We start from the raw sequence: 16,790 nt of genomic DNA, 5'->3' as shown, positions 1-16,790 counted from the left end.
TGCCCCCGTTTTTTTCACAGAAAAACTCAAAGGTTCAAGTATGAGACGGGCGCTGTCACTTTTTGCACAGCCGGCGAAAGGGTTGCGGGCTAATAACTTTCCTATTCGACTGAGCGAAATCTGTGAATATTCGGTGCATTGGCGTGTGTATTGCTTCAATCTGAAACAGCGAAATTGTCGACGAGAAGGTCGGTATAAGTTAACGAAAGAGATAGTACAGCAAATAACATCGGAGAGAGGCAGGCGTTATGAGTAGCAAGCTGATTGAATCACGGGCAGCAAAATGGGGGCTGCTGGTTTCATTCGTAGCTGTGTTTGCGCTGATGTCCGGTTTGTATCTTCCCGGATGCAGCCAGAACCCGACTACATCATCAGATCTGAACCTTTCTCAGGATGAGACCAACTTCTTTGAACTTCCCTTTGACGAGAGTGCTTTAGCCAAGAAGGTAACTGATCCGACTGTTGACGTCGAGATCGCCTTGGGTGAAGGGCTCGTGACAGTCGATGGCGGTGGCGTCATTGAAGTCGGCACCAAACATCTCTTCACCGTGGCACCAATGTCGGTTTACACCAACACCCTGATTTCGGCCGAGATTACAAGAATCGAAGAAGACGGTATTGTCACTGCGATTTACGAATTCGGCCCTCACGGTACCGTATTTTCACTTCCGGCCGTACTTCAGATTGACGCCAAGACACTCTTCGACAAGGGTACAAAATCGATCAATTTCTACTACTTGAATGAACAGACGAATCTCTGGGAGTTGCAGGGACAGTACCCGGTTGATGACAACGGTTATGCCCATGTGCCAGTATACCATTTCTCCAAATATGGTGCGAGTCGTTAGTAGCGGTAGCAGAGAGCCAAACGTACAAAACAACAACCCCGGGGTCGCGAGACCCCGGGTTCTTTTTTTTCAACCCAGCCGTGAATTACCAACACTACAACTGCCGGAGTCTCCCTATTGGATATTGGGGACTTCCCATAAAAATCTACAGAAATCTCGACTGTTTCATTCTTAAACGCCGGCAGTCAGAAATTATACACCTCCGTAACCGGCCAATGAAAAACAGGTTGCAGAGGTACAAACCCCGACTGTGTAGGTTTTTCATCCACAGGCTTGTCCATTGCTTCATATCAGAACGAAGAGAACTGACAAAGACTAAAGACCCTAGTTTTAGAAGGAGGAGGCCATGACAGCCCGGCAAAGCAAACTCAGCAAATCACGGCATGTACTGCTGGTGACAGCCCTGGCTCTTTCAGGACTCTTTGCTTTGGTGATTCTACAGAGCTGTGACAACTCGCTCGACTATGGTGAAGAGGCTTTATCACAAGACGCCACGAGCTTTTTCGATCAGCCCTTCTATGACGACGCGCTGGCAAAGCGGACTGACATCGTGATCGACGAAACCTTCACGGTTTCCAGCCTGATCTCCGCAGCCGATGGCGGGGTTGTGTTGCTTGACGTTGTCGATGCGGTTTCGTCGCTCGAGTTCGACGGCGTGGAGAGTACCGAAAGAGTAAGCGCCGATCTGGCCGAGGCGTTCATCATAATGCCTCTCTCCTTTGCTTATGATACGGTCTTTCAGATTCAAGTCACAAAGATAGTCACTGCAGACGAAGAGACGCCCGTCATATATGACTTTGGACCGGATGGGTTGGTCTTTTCAAGACCGGCCGTGCTGAGAATCAACGCCTTCGAGAACTTCGGCAAAAACACTTTGTCGGTATGCCTTTACTGGTTGAACGAAGCCAGCAACGCGTGGGAGCTCGAAGAAGAGGTCCCGGTGGATCCCAACACGGGTCTGGCTTATTTCGAAATCGACCATTTTTCGAAATACGGTACCGGTTCCTCGCCAACAAAGAAGAACACTGACATCTAGAAGGGATACGATCAGAACACATCATAGTCACAGTCAAAAGTGGCTTTCTGACGATACATCGGTGATGAAAAGAGGAGAACATATGGCAAATAGTCGAGGCAGGACGGTTGCCCGCTCCCGACGCGTAGGCGCGTGGCTGGGAGTGTTGGTTGCTTGTTGGTTTTTCGTTTTTCTATCGGGCTGCAGTGACAGCGGAAGGTTGAACGAAACGGCAAACATTTCTAACGCCGATTTCTTTGAGCAGGCCTTCGATGAAAATGCACTTTCGAAACGCACCGACGTTGCCGATCTGGAAATTGACTTCCGGTCGCAGTGGCTTCAGGCCTCTCTGGGCGGTATGATTCCGCTTCAGGAGGACGCGGAGAGCGAAGCTTTTGTGGTCCTGCCTGGATCTTTTCTGGCGGATACAACTTTTACAGTCGAGATAACGCACTTGGTAACATCCACGGGTGAACCGATCGTGCTGTATGATTTCGGCCCCGATGGACTTCAGTTTTCCCGAGCCGCCATCGTGAGAATAAATGTGGCAGCCCTGTTCGGCAAAAATGTGACGACCATGAATTTCTACTGGCTCAATCCCGGGACCGGTTACTGGGAGCTGCAGGATACTTACAAAGCGGACTCCCAGGGATACGTCTATGCGGACATATCGCACTTCTCCTCGTATGCAGGTGGCGGCGCTGATTCAGCCAAATAGAGAAGTGAACCAAATAAAATAGACCATCTCGAAACCACCTCCGAACGGGGCGGGACATTTCGTCCCGCCCCGTTCTATTACCTATAATCGTCATAAGGGAGTTAAATCCGCCCGGTTGCCAGACATACTAAGACAACCGATCGTCTGTCAATTCCTTGAAAGTAATCCTGTCACTGTCAAGAGCCGCCCAGAAAGCCCTCACTTCGATCAGGGGAAACTCCTCCAATACGATCTTCTCCGCGGTAAGCATGTCCAGCTTGCCTTTCAGAAGGCGATCGATTGTCGGGTGATAACCCTTCATCTTTTCATACCAGAGACAATCTTCGTGATTGATGACTACTATTTCAGTGGGCCTGAAGACCTTCATGAAGAACCTTATCTGCTCCCAGAGTACCTTGAAATTCTTGGGGCGCAGACCCCGCATGCCAAGGGCGTGTACTCCTCCTCCTATAATAATCGGAGCATAGTTGCGAATGCCGAGTTCCTCGGTTATGAAACTCCGAAATGCCTGTTGGAAACGAGGGTCGCTGCAGTGGATGACAAGGGCCTGTGGAGGGGTCCTGTTGACATAATATGTTCGGTCGTCACCTCCCGGAGCGGCTTCGCTGGGTGTCTTACCTCGATCCGGTGCCTCTGGTTGCTGCATCATATTCTCGCCATTATTCTCGTCCGGGCCATTGCCTGGTGGAGAATTCGCGTTGTCTTTCTTATAATAATCGTCGCTCATAACAAGCTCTTACTGTTTTTTGCGCGGCGTCTCCGCAGCAATTTCACCCGGTGCCTGTTCGGTTTTGATACCTACTTTATTGAGAAGCTCTGATAGATCGAGGCCAGCAGCCTTGGCCTGTTCAATAAGACTGAACAGAAGTAGGGGACCAGTTTTGGCAAAACGGTTAAGGGCGGCATTGCTATCGTTTCCTCCGCCGCCGCTGTCTACCATAACGAGCTTGTCAATGTTACCCATGGGGGCCGCGATAGCGCCGAAAACGGTTCCTAGAGATTCGATAGCCGGCGGAAGCGCCTTGACAACCTCCAGAACGAGTGCAGCCTGGTTGAATTTACCGTAGGCATCAGCCAGCTCCGAAATAGCGGCAGCCCGGGCGAGTCCCTGTTCTCTTATCACTCTTGCCTGGGCCAGGCCGGTAGCTTCGATAGCGGTAGCCTCACCGGTACCTTCTGCCTGCCGCTTGTGTTTTTCCGCGTCGGCCCGGGCGCTGATGGCGTATTTATCACCGTCGGCCTTGGAAGTCTCCGCAACTTTGTAGCCTTCCGCCTCCCTTACGACAGCGTCGGCCTGCGCCTTTGCGGGGACAACTATCTGGGCTTCCTGCGCTTTCTGTTCGCGCAGGATATTTTGGGCCTCGACCTGAATTTCAGCCCGCGACCTTTCTTCTTCGATCTTAACCTCAGCTACTATAACCCGCTGCCTCTGCTCAGCCGTCGAGAGCGGGCCGGCCTGATCGGCGATGGCCTTTTCGCGTGCGATTTCCGCGGCGTACTGTTGCTTGGCCACTTCAGCATTCTTGACAGCCTCGGCTTTGAGCTTCTCGTTGTTTTGCGCGACTACTTCAGCGGCACGCTCGGCATCTGTAGCCTTTTTCTTGGCTTCGGCCACCGCCTCCGCCTCACCAATCGCGGCATCACGCTTCACCTCAGCGGTACGCTTCTTTCCCAGAGCCTCGATATATCCCTGCTCATCGGTAATCGACTGCGGGTTGAATACGTCAATCTGCATACCCAGCCGCGCGAGGTCTTCCCCGGCTTCACCCAGAACCTTCTGCCGGAAAGCGTCGCGGTCCTTAATCAATTCGTCGACCGTAAGAGTGCCCACGACACCACGAAGGTTCGCTTCCAGGGTCTCTCGAGCGGTAATAATAATGTGGGTCCGCTCCATCTTGAGAAATCTTGAGCCTGCCGCGAGCAGTGATTCCGCATCATCTCTGAAGCGAATATTGGCCACCGCATCTACCGTTACCAGAACACCATCGATGTTGGGCATATTCTGCACCCTGATGTCGGTAAGGGTTATTTCCGAAAGATCCAGGAATTCGACCGCTTCGATAATCGGTTTGCGTATACGTCCGCCGCCAGTCACAACCACCGTTCCCGGGGGCAGAACGGTGGCGGTAGGCACACCTGGAGCGGACACTTCCAGCGGCTTCATACCACGCCTCCCGCTCCTGGCGCCGTAGAAAAAGGCCGCCTGGTTCGGGGGAACCCTCACATAGTAAGCCGACAGGGCCTTGACCAGAATAAAAAAGGCGATTACAACAGCCAGGCCGATCACCGGCCAGGTCAGATACGGGACAAAACTATCCATATCACACTTCTCCCTATTAAAAACCTAAACGAATTTTACTTACCCAAGCGGTTCTACGGTAACGGTATTGCCGGTCTTGCCGATTACGCGCACTGGAACTCCCCGACCGATAGGGCTACCATCTTTTGAGCGGGCGAGATATGTCATCTCCCTACCGCGTATGACGCACGCAATCTGGCCGCTGCCTCCCGGTGGAATAGCATCGATCAGATTGCCTCTGCAGCCTATTATATCATTGTCCACCACCGTCGAGCTTTCCTGACTGGCGTAGAACATTCTTATAATAAGATACCCGAATGCCCCGACGACAATAGCTCCGCCGACCCCGGCCATGGATGAAACAAACATAGTGGCATCAGTCGAAGCTCTGACGCCGAAGCTGGCGGCTCCGAACCCGACCATGAGCAACGATATCATCCTTACGCTGAAGATGCTGGGACCGGAACTATCACCACCGGTGTCAGTATCGCCATCGGCCTCGGCGTCATGGCCGAAAATTACGCTTAAAAGCAGGATTAAAAACCCCACTCCGAACAAAGTGGCAAAGATAGCCAAAAGCATCACCTCCTAACGCAGTTCATTTATCTGTCCCGCAAAAATTGAAATGGCACTTCGCGCAATCACCGACTGTTTCTATAGCGGTTTTCGAACCTGCGGCCGGTTACGCCAGGAAGCGTGCAAAATCTCTGTAGTCTGCAAAGGCTGAATGTGTTTTCGTTCCGGCAGCCCTCATGTCCTGCCTGATGCTCCCGCTACTGATGTGATAATATAGCTTGCTCAGTTCTTTTTGCCAAGAGCTTTTGCCACTCCATCGTATATACCCGCGGTGCGTGATTATATTCGATTTAAAACGGTAAGTAATCACGCAAATAATGTTGCTTGTCTATTTCGCGGCCCTGACCTTATAATATGCCTACCACAAAATTGAAATGGAGAGCACGATGAAGACATCGGTTATAAATGAGTTTATCGGCGGTATTGAACTGTTCAAGGACCTCAGCCCGGACCAACGAGAACTTGTCGCACAAAACGCCGAGGTCCTGGAATTGGAGCCGAATCAGTTTCTCTTCCAGGAAAACAGTCCACGTAAGAGACTGTACATGATTTATAGCGGCGAGGTTGAACTGTTCAAAAAGACAGCCTTCGGAGAGGAGAAACGGCTGTCCTTTTTTGGGAAGTATGACTTCCTGGGTGAAGGCGCGCTGATGGATGACTATCCGCATTCAACTTCGGCCCGAACACTTCTGAAAACCACGCTGGTGACAGTGAGCCGGGATAGTTTCAGCAGGCTCTGCCACGACCGGCCGGAGATATGCGTGAGGCTTCTATCGCAGGTGGCCCGTGTCATTTCCCGAAGAATGCGTCAGGCCGGCACACGCGTCGTCAACATAGCTGCTCAATATGTGTCGGGCCGCACCCGCAAAGAGCATGATTTACTGGGAGACCGTAACGTTCCCTATGAGTATTACTACGGCGTCCAAACCCTGAGAGGACTCGAAAATTTCAATATCAGTGGAATCTCACTCGCCCAGTTCCCCCTGCTGATCAGCGCTCTGGCCATAGTCAAAATGGCGGCGGCTAAGACGAATGTGGAGCTGGGGCTGTTATCGAAGCCGGTAGGCGAAGCTATCGTGCAGGCCTGCGGCGAGATCATCAACGGAAAGCTCCACACCCAGTTCGTGGTCGACATGATCCAGGGGGGCGCTGGAACCTCAACCAACATGAACGCCAACGAGGTTATCGCCAATCGGGCTTTGGAGATTCTCGGCTATGAAAGAGGCGAATACAAATATTGTCACCCGAACAATCACGTGAACCTTTCGCAATCGACGAATGACGCCTATCCCACCGCGCTCAAAATTGCTTTGATAATGAAAAACAAGCGTCTCACTGACAGCCTGCGGCTTCTGGTGAATTCATTCAGAGCCAAGGCAGTCGAATTCGCTCATGTCATCAAAATGGGTCGCACCCAGCTTCAGGACGCGGTCCCGATGACCCTCGGCCAGGGGTTCGAGGCTTACGCCGTAACACTGGAAGAGGAAATCGACCGTTTGCGTCAGAACGCCAACCTTTTCCTCGAAGTAAACATGGGTGGAACCGCCATCGGTACCGGCATCAACGCCGACCCGGAATATTCTGCGAAGGTGATCGAACATCTGCGCGAGATTACATCACTTGATATCAAGCTGGCTCCGAATCTGGTCGAAGCCACCCAGGATACGGGTGCTTTCGTCATGTACTCTTCGGCGATAAAGCGCCTTGCCGTAAAGCTGTCCAAGATTTGCAATGATCTGAGGCTTCTTTCCTCCGGCCCGCGCGCCGGCCTTAATGAAATCAATCTGCCGCCGATGCAGCCCGGGTCTTCGATTATGCCCGGCAAAGTCAATCCGGTCATCCCCGAGGTAGTCAACCAGATCGCATTCAAAGTAATTGGCAACGACTTGACAGTCACGCTTGCCGTTGAGGCTGGACAACTCGAACTAAATGTCATGGAACCAGTGATCGCCCAGAGTATCTTCGAGTCAATCGAAATGCTCAGAAACGGTATGGCCACGTTAAGACACCGCTGTATCGACGGTATCACGGCTAATGAGCAGGTGTGCCGAAAGATGGTCGAGAGCAGTATCGGTGTGGTGACCGCACTCAGTCCGGTGCTGGGGTATGAGATGTGCACGATGCTGGCGAAAGAGGCGCTCGCCTCCAATCGCGGCGTTTATGAACTGGTTCTGGAAAAGAACCTTCTGTCCAAAGAAGAGCTCGACAGACTACTGGCGCCAGAGACGATGATCAAACCACGCAATAGAAACGGCGCTTAGTGCGCCGTTTCTGACGGTCTATTCACCATTGAGCAATCTTAACTGCTCAACGGCATTATTATTGTCCGGATTCAATTCGAGTGATTTCTCGTAGTTGATAATAGCCGAGGCAGTATCGCCGCTGAACATCAGCGCTTCAGCATAACTGTCGAATACGTTGAACGATTCCGGAAAAAGCTCGGTGTTCAGCAGCATTATTCTTCTGGCTGCATCGATTCTGTTCCAGCCCAGCAGACGGTACCCGAGACGATTGATGCGGTTTTCCAGACCTCTGTTGAGAACACTCTCTGTCGATCTCAACTCTTCAGCTATAGCTGAAAGCGTATCCTGCTGATTGGCCAGTGCCGCCAGCTTCAATCGCTGTATGATTGAGCGCGACTCGGGATACATGGCAAAGCTCTCCCGCATCAGCGATACCCCTTCCTCAATTTTTTCGGCAATAATCAGACGATCGGCCACTCCGGCCAGAAGGCGGCCATCGAAAACACAATAATCGGCAAATCGCAATTTGAAAGCTTCATACTGGACAAGTCCCTGCTCGAGTCCTTTCTCAGTTATCGTGCTGTATAGCATGTCGGCCGTATTGAGGTCATGGGTCTTGAGATAATCAATCAGTCCGGCATCAACCCAGTAAATATCCTCCGATCCACCGATATTGCTCGTGTAAAAAAACCAGCGGCCATCACGTGACAGGCTCGGACAATAGTCGTGTCCATTGGTGTTTATGCCGCCACCCATATTCTTCGCCGGGGTCCAGGCGCCATCCTTCGTTTTGAAACTGATAAACAAATCGCCACCGCCGAACCCGTCTCCCCACCCGAACGACGTAAAAATGATATAACTGCCGTCGGGGGGGACAAACGCATTATACTCGGCCGAGGCGGTGTTTATCGAATCGCTCATCCGTTGACGACCCGCCATACGACCGTCAATCAATCTGGAGAAATAGAGATTATTGTCGGCGCCGGTGAAATACATGATATCGTTATCCGTTATTGTTGGATAGAAGTCGCCTTCCTCATTAAACCGCTGAGGTGTCCCCCAACCGGTCGTATCCTTGTCGACGAACCAGATTTGATAGTCCTCCGGCTCACCCTCGCCGGAGAGCGGACGACTGGTGATATAATACAAGCGGCCTCCATCGCGATTGACAAACGCCTCGAACTCCGGATAGTCAGCGGAGAACGATGCCCTCACCGGCTCGGACCATCCAGTATCGGTGAGATGTGTAACCATGATTCTGGCGTCCCGGGTGAAATACAGGACTTTGGAGTCCGGCGAAAAAGTGATATCACGTTCATTGTGATCCGGAGTAGAAATCAGGCCCGGAGCAAAAAGAACGGGCTTAAATCCGGGCTGGTTGGCCCAGATGTCGTTTGACGCAGTAGCGGTGTCGGCGCTATCACTTTGCGCACAGGCTGCCGTAGCAAGTACGGCTATGCCGGCCACTATGATCCAGACAATCGACTTCATATAAATTTCCTTGTTTGATCTCTTTGGTGTAACCTTTCGAATCGGAAAAGCATGTTTCATAAAAGACGGCAGAAAGCACCGTTCGTTTTGATTTATCATTTATTCTGCAGCAATTGTGGTCTTTTGGCAAGCTGTTAGATGCAAATCTTCTGCGAACCGAGAATAAAAAATGTCAAATGGGGGATTCGGAAAAATCCGGTTATGACAACGACACTATCTCTGGCGTATGACGGTTTGATATCCGGCGCTTTCCAGATTTCTGCGTCATCTCGTCAGTAGAAAAAAACCATCCGCCGATTTTTTTTGAAACCTTACTACGAAACCCTTCGTAATAATAATTGTCTATTTTTTGGAAAATCTGTGCCTCGGTCTGGCCAGAGAGGCTTAATATTGGAGATAACTTATGGTACTTAAACAAGTTAAGCCGACTGATGCGGAATTGGATGTTCTCAGGGTCCTATGGGAGCACGGTCCGGGTACTGTCAAAGAAATTCATCAAAAACTGCCGGATCACCCGCGTCGGGGCTACACAACTGTCCTGAAGCTCCTTCAGATCATGGCTGACAAGGGCTTGGTGAAGCGCGACGAAAGTCAGCGGGCTCATGTTTACCGTGTCGACGTCAGCCTGGAGCAGACTCAAACCAAGATGATAACCCACCTTATGGACAAAGCCTTCAACAACTCTATGAGCAGCCTTGTCATGAGGGCGCTTTCAGCACGACCGGCGTCCAGAGAAGAGCTTTTGGAGATAAGAAAGTTGCTGGATCAAATGGAAGAGGAGTCCCAATGAGTGAAAGCTTACTTTTAACCGTACACAGCACAGCCGAAACCGTGGTGTGGGTGCTGATTCATTCGCTGTGGTTGGGGGTGCTTGTGGCCGCAATTACGGCTGCGTTGCTTGCGGGCGCCCGTCGAGTTCGCCCCCAGATCAGATATCTGTCAACTTGCATAGCCCTGGGACTAATCCTTCCCCTGAGCATTCTGACTGTCACATATCACTCGCCAAATCAAGGGCACGCAACTGCCACTCAAAACACTACGCAGGTGATTGGTGCTGAAACGCCATCTTTGACTGAAACAGCAGATTCTGAGGGGAGTGATGTGGTATTCTACACCACGACCGGACTGGACTTGCTCAAGCAAAGTACGCCCGGCTCCTGGATTTTCCTGGCGTGGCTTATGGGTGTTGCGTGGCTCTCGCTTTATCATGTCTTCGGGTGGCGTCACGCCAACAGGTTGGTACGCCTTGGCTCGCAACCCGTCCCCGGAAAATGGCTCGCAACCCTTACACACCTGTCTAACAGGTTGGGTGTTCGGCAGCGCGTGACTCTGATGCAGTCACCATTTCTAAAAACCCCCTGTGTGGTCGGCTGGATAAAACCGGCGGTATTGTTGCCGGTTACGGTCTTCACGAACTTGAGCGCGACCGATCTTCAGATGATTCTCGCGCACGAACTGGCACACATACGTCGCCACGACGTTCTCATAAATTATCTTCAGACGGCAATCGAGACACTGCTGTTCTTCAACCCCGCTGTATGGTTTATCTCCAAACAGATCCGAATGGAGCGGGAGCACATTTGTGATGACCTGGCGGTGGATACCTGTGGTGATCGGGTCGCGTATGCGAGAGCGCTGGCAAATCTCGAAGCCTTGCGATCGCCTCGTCCGCACCTTGCTCCGGCCGCCGATGGCACCTCGCTGCTGCATCGTGTAAGACGACTGGCGGGTGTGCCTGATGTTCGCAGCCGATGGCAGAGTTTCAGCCTGATCAGCACGGCTGCGGTAGTAACAGTCTTGGCGCTGACCATAAGTATGACCACCGCGCTTGTGCCGGCCAAGGTCAATGCCCAGGCTGACAATGTCTATCAGCGGCAGTCAGGAGATATCGATGGCGACTGGGAACTGGAGCAATCGGACGACTCCGACCGACCCACCCTTACTCTGAGATTCACAAGGAGAGGCCAGACCTCCTTCCCTGTTGATCTAAACAAGCTCCAGGGATTGACCGATGGAGACAACGTTCAGTTCAGGCTGGTGCGCGATGCCGGCACGTTTTATTTCGAGGGCGATGTTTCCCGCGACAAGGACGGACTCTGGGGTGATGGCGAATGTCATTTCCGTCCCGATCCCGACTATGTCGACCAGATGGAGAAACTCGGATATCGAATCAGGTCCGACAATAAGCTGGTCTCGATGGCCCTGATTGATGTTGATCTGGCTTTTGCCCGCGGGCTGGCCGAGCTGGGCTATGACTATTTGTCGCTGGACCAGCTGATTGCCATGTACATCCACGGGGCCTCTCCGGAATTCATCAAGGATCTCGACCGTCTCGGCTACAAAGACCTGGATTCGGACCGTCTGGTAGAAATGCGTATTCACGGCGTGACGCCGGAATATATCGAACAGCTCGGTAAATTCGGACACAGAAACATCGCTCCATCCAAGCTCGTGGAAATGCGAATACACCGGGTTGATCCCGACTATATTCGCCGTTTCAGCGAGATCGGCTATGACAACATCAATCCCTCAAAGCTGGTCGAGATGAGCATTCACGGCGTATCTCCGGAGTATGTCGCGGAACTCGGAGGACTCGGTTACAAGAATCTGGATCCCTCGACACTGGTTCAGATGCGGATTCACCGTGTAGACCTCGAGGTGATCAGGGCGTTGTCCGAACTCGGCTATTCACATCTCAGTCCGTCGAAACTGGTGGAAATGCAGATTCATCGGGTGGATCCCTACTTCATAAAGGGTCTGGCGGAGTTGGGATATGATGACGTCGACCCGTCCGATTTGGTGGCAATGCGGATTCACGATGTCACGCCGGACTTTATTCGGAAGATGCAGGAGCGCGGCTATAAGAACCTGTCACCGGACAGACTGATAGAGTACAAGATCCACGGCTACGGTGATCGCTACCGCCGGGGGGAGGATAGGGACTGAGCCCGATCTGATACTTTGAATAGATGCTTTTCTGCTCTGCGAGGTTCACGGATTATCCGTGGGCCTCGTTTTTTTGTCTGGCAGAGCCGATTGCCCCCTGGCAATCAGCTTGAGTCCCTCTGCGGAGAACCGAAGCTGTGATGTAGCGGTGGTGTATCTGTATTCCCCCTCTGTCAGCCCTGACATCATCTGTAAGCTGGTTACAGGTACCGGGCGGTTGCTGGAATCAAACACGTGACTCACACCGTAGCCAAACAGGAAAACGACCAAGGCAGCCGCTACCCTCAGCAGATATGGTACGAGGCGGGACCGTCCGCCTTTCGAGCGCAACACAAACCTGGCAGCAACATGCCGGAATACGCTATTTTCAAGACGAAGTTTCTCGATTTCGGTGAGGTCACTCTCTTTAGATCGGGTAAAGGCTGTCATCATGTTCTCGTATTCACGAACGGTGTCTCGACAACTCTCACATCCTTCCATATGCAGCCTGAGTTCTTCCGCCTTTCCACAGTTGAGTTCCCCCATCGCATACAGGGCAAGTTCCTCTTCATATTTTCCGCAATTCATATTAACTCCTTTTGTGAATCTTCGCGCATCAAGCGATGCAGATTCTTCAGTCCTCTGGCCAGATGCACTTTGACAGCGCCCACCGAGACTGACATGATTAGCGCCACTTCAGCAATACTCAAATCTCCAAAAAATCGCAGCGTCAGCGCCTCTCTCTGTTTTGCGGCCAGACTTTCAAGGGCAGCGGTTAGCCTGACGCAGGTATCGTCAAGTTCCGGCGTGACCTGGTGCTGTTCATCAAGCGTTTCTGCCTGCTGCCGAATCAATTCGTGTTTGGCTGTCCGCCGGCCGCGATCCCTCTTGAAATTGAGGGCAACATTGAAGGCTGATTTGAGCACATAGGCTCTGCGCCGTGACCAGTCTTTGATTTTAATATCACCGGACAAAATCTTCACGAAAACATCTTGTGTCAGGTCCAAAGCCTGATCCCTGTCGCCGACAATTCGGCGAATCAACCGGAAAACGTCATCGTTGAGTTCAGATACAATGCTGGAATAATCGTGTACAGCTTTGATTTCCATCGTCTTGATTCCGACTCTTCAAAACCATTCAGTGTTCTACAACCGAAAGAGCGTAAAGAGACACATCTGCGTCAAATATATCTTCCCCTTTGAAGTTCCAGTCAACACCACCTTGCTTTTCAGGGTCAACCCATCCATTGGTCGCAATGACGGTCCCCGGCAGATCAAGTGTAACCGATATAGTCTGCCCGGCCAGCGACTCAGTAATATTATAGTCGAGGATGACAGCAGCAAATTTGCTTTTGAATTGCCGCAACACGGTCGTTTTGTCCCCCCCGACCATGTCGGAGAAGATCCTGTAAAAACTATCATGTACTTCTGTTTCCAGATTGTCAAGCGCGGGAGCTATGGAATTCTCCGGCTTACCCAGGATGCCAAGGACCCTGACCGGTGTGACAATACTCTCAACATATCGTAGCGCTGCCTGCTCAACTTCTGCTTTTGTTGCCAACGTGACTTGATTGTCCTGCACGAGACGGCCCATAGTCTCCCACAGCAGGCGCCAGTGAAGATAACCTAGAGCGTCGGTATACTGGTTGAGGTAATCCTGACGGTCTTGCTCCGAGACACTGAAAATACCCACTTCGAGAACACGGTTTTCAAGTTCTTGATCCCACAAGATCCCGCCCGTTATGTTGGTAGCTGCGTATTTTCGAGCAATATAGGTGCGTCGGAATTCATAGTAGGTACGGCCGTCTTTAGACCACATCTTCACCTCAGTGGGAAAGCGAAAATTTCCCCCGAGAGAATCATCGGTGCTGCTACCATACGAATCCGGAATTAGCTCACCATAAGGTACTGTTTTTTCCGCCACCAATTCCATGCGAATGTCATCGACATCGGCTGAGTCCAGATTTCTTGTTAAGATGGTCCACTCGGGCTCCAACGGAAGCGCCACCGGAGGGTCGAAGGCCTTTTTCCTACCGTTGAATTCCGCCCTTATGGTGGTGTTACCGTTAGGGTCCACTGTGATAGACTCTGTACGCTCAAGACAGGCTACGAAAATTAGACAGAGGCCAACTAAACCAAACAAGAAGCTTCGGGATATTACTGCGCTGTACATCTTGCTCTCCTTTTCTGATTCTAAATTACAATGACACCTGAGCAGATGTAAAGGATGACACAGCGTCAAACCACTTGCAAAGGAAAGGCCGGTGAGAATCTCACCGGCCTTCTGCCTCCACCAATATCAACACAAACCATTAAATCTGGAACAGATACTGCAGCTTCATGAAGAACTGCCGCGAAGTAAGTGACCACTGTGAGGTTTCATCCTGCGCCGGGTTGAACTGCGCGTAATCATAGGTCGAACCGACATAGAATACCGAGAATGAACTCAGCCGGTATGTGAAAAGCGGGTCAATATCCCAGCGCTGGCGGAAGTCATTATACTGCACCACCAGACGAACCGAAAGCTCCTTGTTTGCCTGCAGCTGAAATCTGGTTCTGGTGATATAACCGTCGTAAAGTTCCTCACCTGTTTCCTCATGAGTGCTTCTGGCATAGTTGAGCGTCGGCTCGATCGTCAGCCTGTCAAGAGGCTTGAGGCTGAGCGCCGCGAAGACGCCGGTTTCGTCACCCTTGGCCAGAGCGAACAGGGCCACTGTCTTGGACCGCGATATATTGAAGTTCAGACCGACAGCATCGGTCGGCTGAGCGTTGACATAAAACTCCGCGTGCCACAAATTATCGAACTCGACTCCATCCCACATTTGCGAACCGAAATTATAGGCAGCGCCGAAATTCAATTGCGCGTATCTGAGGCTGTTGTCAAGGCTGAAGTTGGTGAGGATATCCTTCCTCTGACCATCGTAGTTCCACTTCCTCATGATATAAACCTGAGGTGTGATCCTCTGAAACAGGCCCGTAGCCGGTCTAATGTGGTAACCGGTGAAATACTGTATCCTTCTGCCGTTGGCAAGTGGATCATAACCAACTTCGGTTCGATAGGTCGGACTCACCTGGTCGTAGGTCACTTGAACATTCAGGTGACGGGAGTTATGCCGCAACCTGGAGATCACGGCATTACCATAAAACGATTCACCGTCAAACACGATGCTGTGATTGCCATTGTCAATGGTGATGCCTTCAAGCCCCGATGTCTCGCCAGCTTCATCGTGCTCCGCTGTGTGCGTGAGAATATACTGACCATCGAACCTGAGAGCTCTTGAGAGCCTTATATCGTGGTCAAACGCCAATACGGAGTTGGAGCCGGCATTGTCGAAACGACGGTCGGCAAGGAGGAAACCAACCCGGCTGTCACCGCCTACGGTGCCGGACCCGCGCAAAACGTTAACATAGCTTTCGCCGGTATTCAGTAGAATGCTTCCTTCCTCCATCGGAATCATATAAGGCGTATTTTCATCGAGAGCAGTCAGGAAACCGATATTGTATTTGTCCGTACGCCCGATCAATTTCGCCGCGAATTTTGGATCATTTACCGTCCTGGTATAAAACGAGTTGAACAGGGTGCGGAAAATATCGGACCCTTCCTGGAAGAACGGCCGTCTTTCGGGGTAGAACAGGGCGATAGTCGTGTTGACATCGATCTGCGCCGCGTCGGCCTCAATCTGGCTGAAATCCGGGTTCAGTGTTCCTTCAAGGGAGACGTCGGAGGACACCGAATACTTGGCATTCAGGGCGATATCACCGTCAATCTTCTCATTCTCGAAATCGGAATTGGGATCGTTGCGGTCAACCAGAGCGCCAGTCTGGTTGGCGACTACCGACGGAAGGATTTCAAAGCCTTTGCCCGGCTGAACGTCACTGATGCCGTTCACGGTGCCCCACTGACAAACCCAACACTGATCGTTACGGTCATAGGCCGCCCACGAGTACTGTTTGAAGCTTTCGCGGGGACGTTCACGCCAGAAGTCCACCTTCCAGCTCTGCACATCCTTGTTGGGAAAGCGAAGACTCGAAAATGGAATGGCAATTTCGACCTGATAGCCGGAGTCGGTAACATGAGCCGCCGATTCCCAAATCAAATCGAAACCGGAATCTTCGCCCGCGACACTCGTCCACAGCCGGTCTTTCTGGACTCCATAAGGATTCACAAGAAATTCGTACGCCCAGGCAGCGTCGCCATAAGTATCGATAAGAAGCGCCACAGCATCATCGTTATCGAACTGGTCACGCTGGCACATGGTGGCGCGAATCGACGCCGGATCATCCAGACAGATGAAAGCCACGTACAGATTATTCTCGTCATAAGTTATATAGGCCTTGGTCTCAACATCGGGCTGCCCCAGATCGTTGGGCGAACGCTCGGTGAAGTTGTCGGCCTGTCCGGCCATGAGCCAACCGGAATCGTTGAGCTGGCCATCGATGCTGATGGCAACGGTCGTCTTTACCGCATCGAGTGACGGACTGAAGACGGGCTCGAAAGTTTTCGTTGCCACGGCGGAGGTGTTGATCAGCAGCACACCCGCCGCTATTATGAGAAGACCACTAAGGATCTTCGAACTGATTGATGTGCTTTTCATTTGGACCCCTTAACTTTATGGCCTTCTATCACCCAACTAACCTTTATTGGTTCTTCCGGCCTTTTCTCCTGACAGTTCAAC

Annotated in this window: 14 protein-coding genes; 6 read left to right on the top strand and 8 right to left on the bottom strand. The window is 51.7% G+C overall.

Annotated features, from left to right (window positions below):
* Nucleotides 1-248 precede the first annotated feature (248 nt).
* From AB1483_02495 to AB1483_02485, 3 genes are all read left to right on the top strand, one after another.
* Complete coding sequence (locus AB1483_02495) at nucleotides 249-848, top strand: hypothetical protein (GenBank protein MEW6411324.1); 600 nt, start codon at nucleotides 249-251, stop codon at nucleotides 846-848.
* Nucleotides 849-1,194: 346 nt separating this feature from the next.
* On the top strand, nucleotides 1,195-1,884 hold the full coding sequence (locus AB1483_02490; protein ID MEW6411323.1) for a hypothetical protein: 690 nt from the start codon (nucleotides 1,195-1,197) through the stop codon (nucleotides 1,882-1,884).
* A gap of 82 nt (nucleotides 1,885-1,966) precedes the next feature.
* The gene (locus tag AB1483_02485; GenBank protein ID MEW6411322.1) at nucleotides 1,967-2,581 is read left to right on the top strand and encodes a hypothetical protein; all 615 of its coding nucleotides are present in this window, start codon (nucleotides 1,967-1,969) and stop codon (nucleotides 2,579-2,581) included.
* Between the two features lie 127 nt (nucleotides 2,582-2,708).
* On the opposite strand, the gene AB1483_02480 is transcribed toward AB1483_02485, so the two are convergent.
* Genes AB1483_02480 through AB1483_02470 form a run of 3 tightly spaced genes read right to left on the bottom strand, consistent with a single transcriptional unit; the run spans nucleotide 2,709 to nucleotide 5,462 of the window.
* Nucleotides 2,709-3,308: a hypothetical protein gene (locus AB1483_02480; protein ID MEW6411321.1), complete on the bottom strand. Its 600-nt coding sequence runs from the start codon at nucleotides 3,306-3,308 to the stop codon at nucleotides 2,709-2,711.
* A 9-nt stretch (nucleotides 3,309-3,317) separates the two neighbouring features.
* Nucleotides 3,318-4,901 (bottom strand): SPFH domain-containing protein, encoded by a 1,584-nt coding sequence (locus tag AB1483_02475; protein ID MEW6411320.1) that lies wholly within the window; start codon nucleotides 4,899-4,901, stop codon nucleotides 3,318-3,320.
* Nucleotides 4,902-4,940: 39 nt separating this feature from the next.
* Nucleotides 4,941-5,462 (bottom strand): NfeD family protein, encoded by a 522-nt coding sequence (locus AB1483_02470; GenBank protein MEW6411319.1) that lies wholly within the window; start codon nucleotides 5,460-5,462, stop codon nucleotides 4,941-4,943.
* 380 nt (nucleotides 5,463-5,842) lie between these two features.
* Here AB1483_02470 and aspA point away from each other — a divergent pair, with 380 nt between their 5' ends.
* Nucleotides 5,843-7,717 carry an aspartate ammonia-lyase gene (gene aspA, locus AB1483_02465; protein MEW6411318.1) on the top strand — a complete coding sequence of 625 codons (1,875 nt, stop codon included), beginning with the start codon at nucleotides 5,843-5,845 and terminating at the stop codon, nucleotides 7,715-7,717.
* 18 nt (nucleotides 7,718-7,735) lie between these two features.
* Here aspA and AB1483_02460 read toward each other — a convergent pair whose 3' ends face one another.
* Nucleotides 7,736-9,190 (bottom strand): hypothetical protein, encoded by a 1,455-nt coding sequence (locus AB1483_02460; GenBank protein ID MEW6411317.1) that lies wholly within the window; start codon nucleotides 9,188-9,190, stop codon nucleotides 7,736-7,738.
* 403 nt (nucleotides 9,191-9,593) lie between these two features.
* On the opposite strand from AB1483_02460, the gene AB1483_02455 reads away from it, so the two are divergent.
* Both AB1483_02455 and AB1483_02450 read left to right on the top strand, forming a co-directional pair.
* Nucleotides 9,594-9,980: a BlaI/MecI/CopY family transcriptional regulator gene (locus tag AB1483_02455; GenBank protein ID MEW6411316.1), complete on the top strand. Its 387-nt coding sequence runs from the start codon at nucleotides 9,594-9,596 to the stop codon at nucleotides 9,978-9,980.
* Nucleotides 9,977-12,136: a M56 family metallopeptidase gene (locus AB1483_02450; GenBank protein MEW6411315.1), complete on the top strand. Its 2,160-nt coding sequence runs from the start codon at nucleotides 9,977-9,979 to the stop codon at nucleotides 12,134-12,136. Before AB1483_02455 ends, AB1483_02450 begins: the two co-directional genes overlap by 4 nt.
* A gap of 45 nt (nucleotides 12,137-12,181) precedes the next feature.
* On the opposite strand, the gene AB1483_02445 is transcribed toward AB1483_02450, so the two are convergent.
* From AB1483_02445 to AB1483_02430, 4 genes are all read right to left on the bottom strand, one after another.
* On the bottom strand, nucleotides 12,182-12,703 hold the full coding sequence (locus AB1483_02445; protein ID MEW6411314.1) for a zf-HC2 domain-containing protein: 522 nt from the start codon (nucleotides 12,701-12,703) through the stop codon (nucleotides 12,182-12,184).
* Nucleotides 12,700-13,224 (bottom strand): RNA polymerase sigma factor, encoded by a 525-nt coding sequence (locus tag AB1483_02440; GenBank protein ID MEW6411313.1) that lies wholly within the window; start codon nucleotides 13,222-13,224, stop codon nucleotides 12,700-12,702. The genes AB1483_02445 and AB1483_02440 overlap by 4 nt, the downstream gene beginning before the upstream one ends.
* Before the next feature lie 28 nt (nucleotides 13,225-13,252).
* On the bottom strand, nucleotides 13,253-14,287 hold the full coding sequence (locus tag AB1483_02435) for a hypothetical protein (protein ID MEW6411312.1): 1,035 nt from the start codon (nucleotides 14,285-14,287) through the stop codon (nucleotides 13,253-13,255).
* Nucleotides 14,288-14,426: 139 nt separating this feature from the next.
* Entirely contained in the window at nucleotides 14,427-16,709 is a 2,283-nt protein-coding gene (locus tag AB1483_02430) for a carbohydrate binding family 9 domain-containing protein (GenBank protein ID MEW6411311.1), read from the bottom strand.
* Nucleotides 16,710-16,790: the final 81 nt, after the last annotated feature.

It is taken from the genome of Candidatus Zixiibacteriota bacterium, from assembly GCA_040756055.1.
Classification (GTDB): Bacteria; Zixibacteria; MSB-5A5; order GN15; family FEB-12.
Note: the sequence above shows the minus strand (reverse complement) of the source record. Positions and strands in the feature narration are given on the sequence as shown.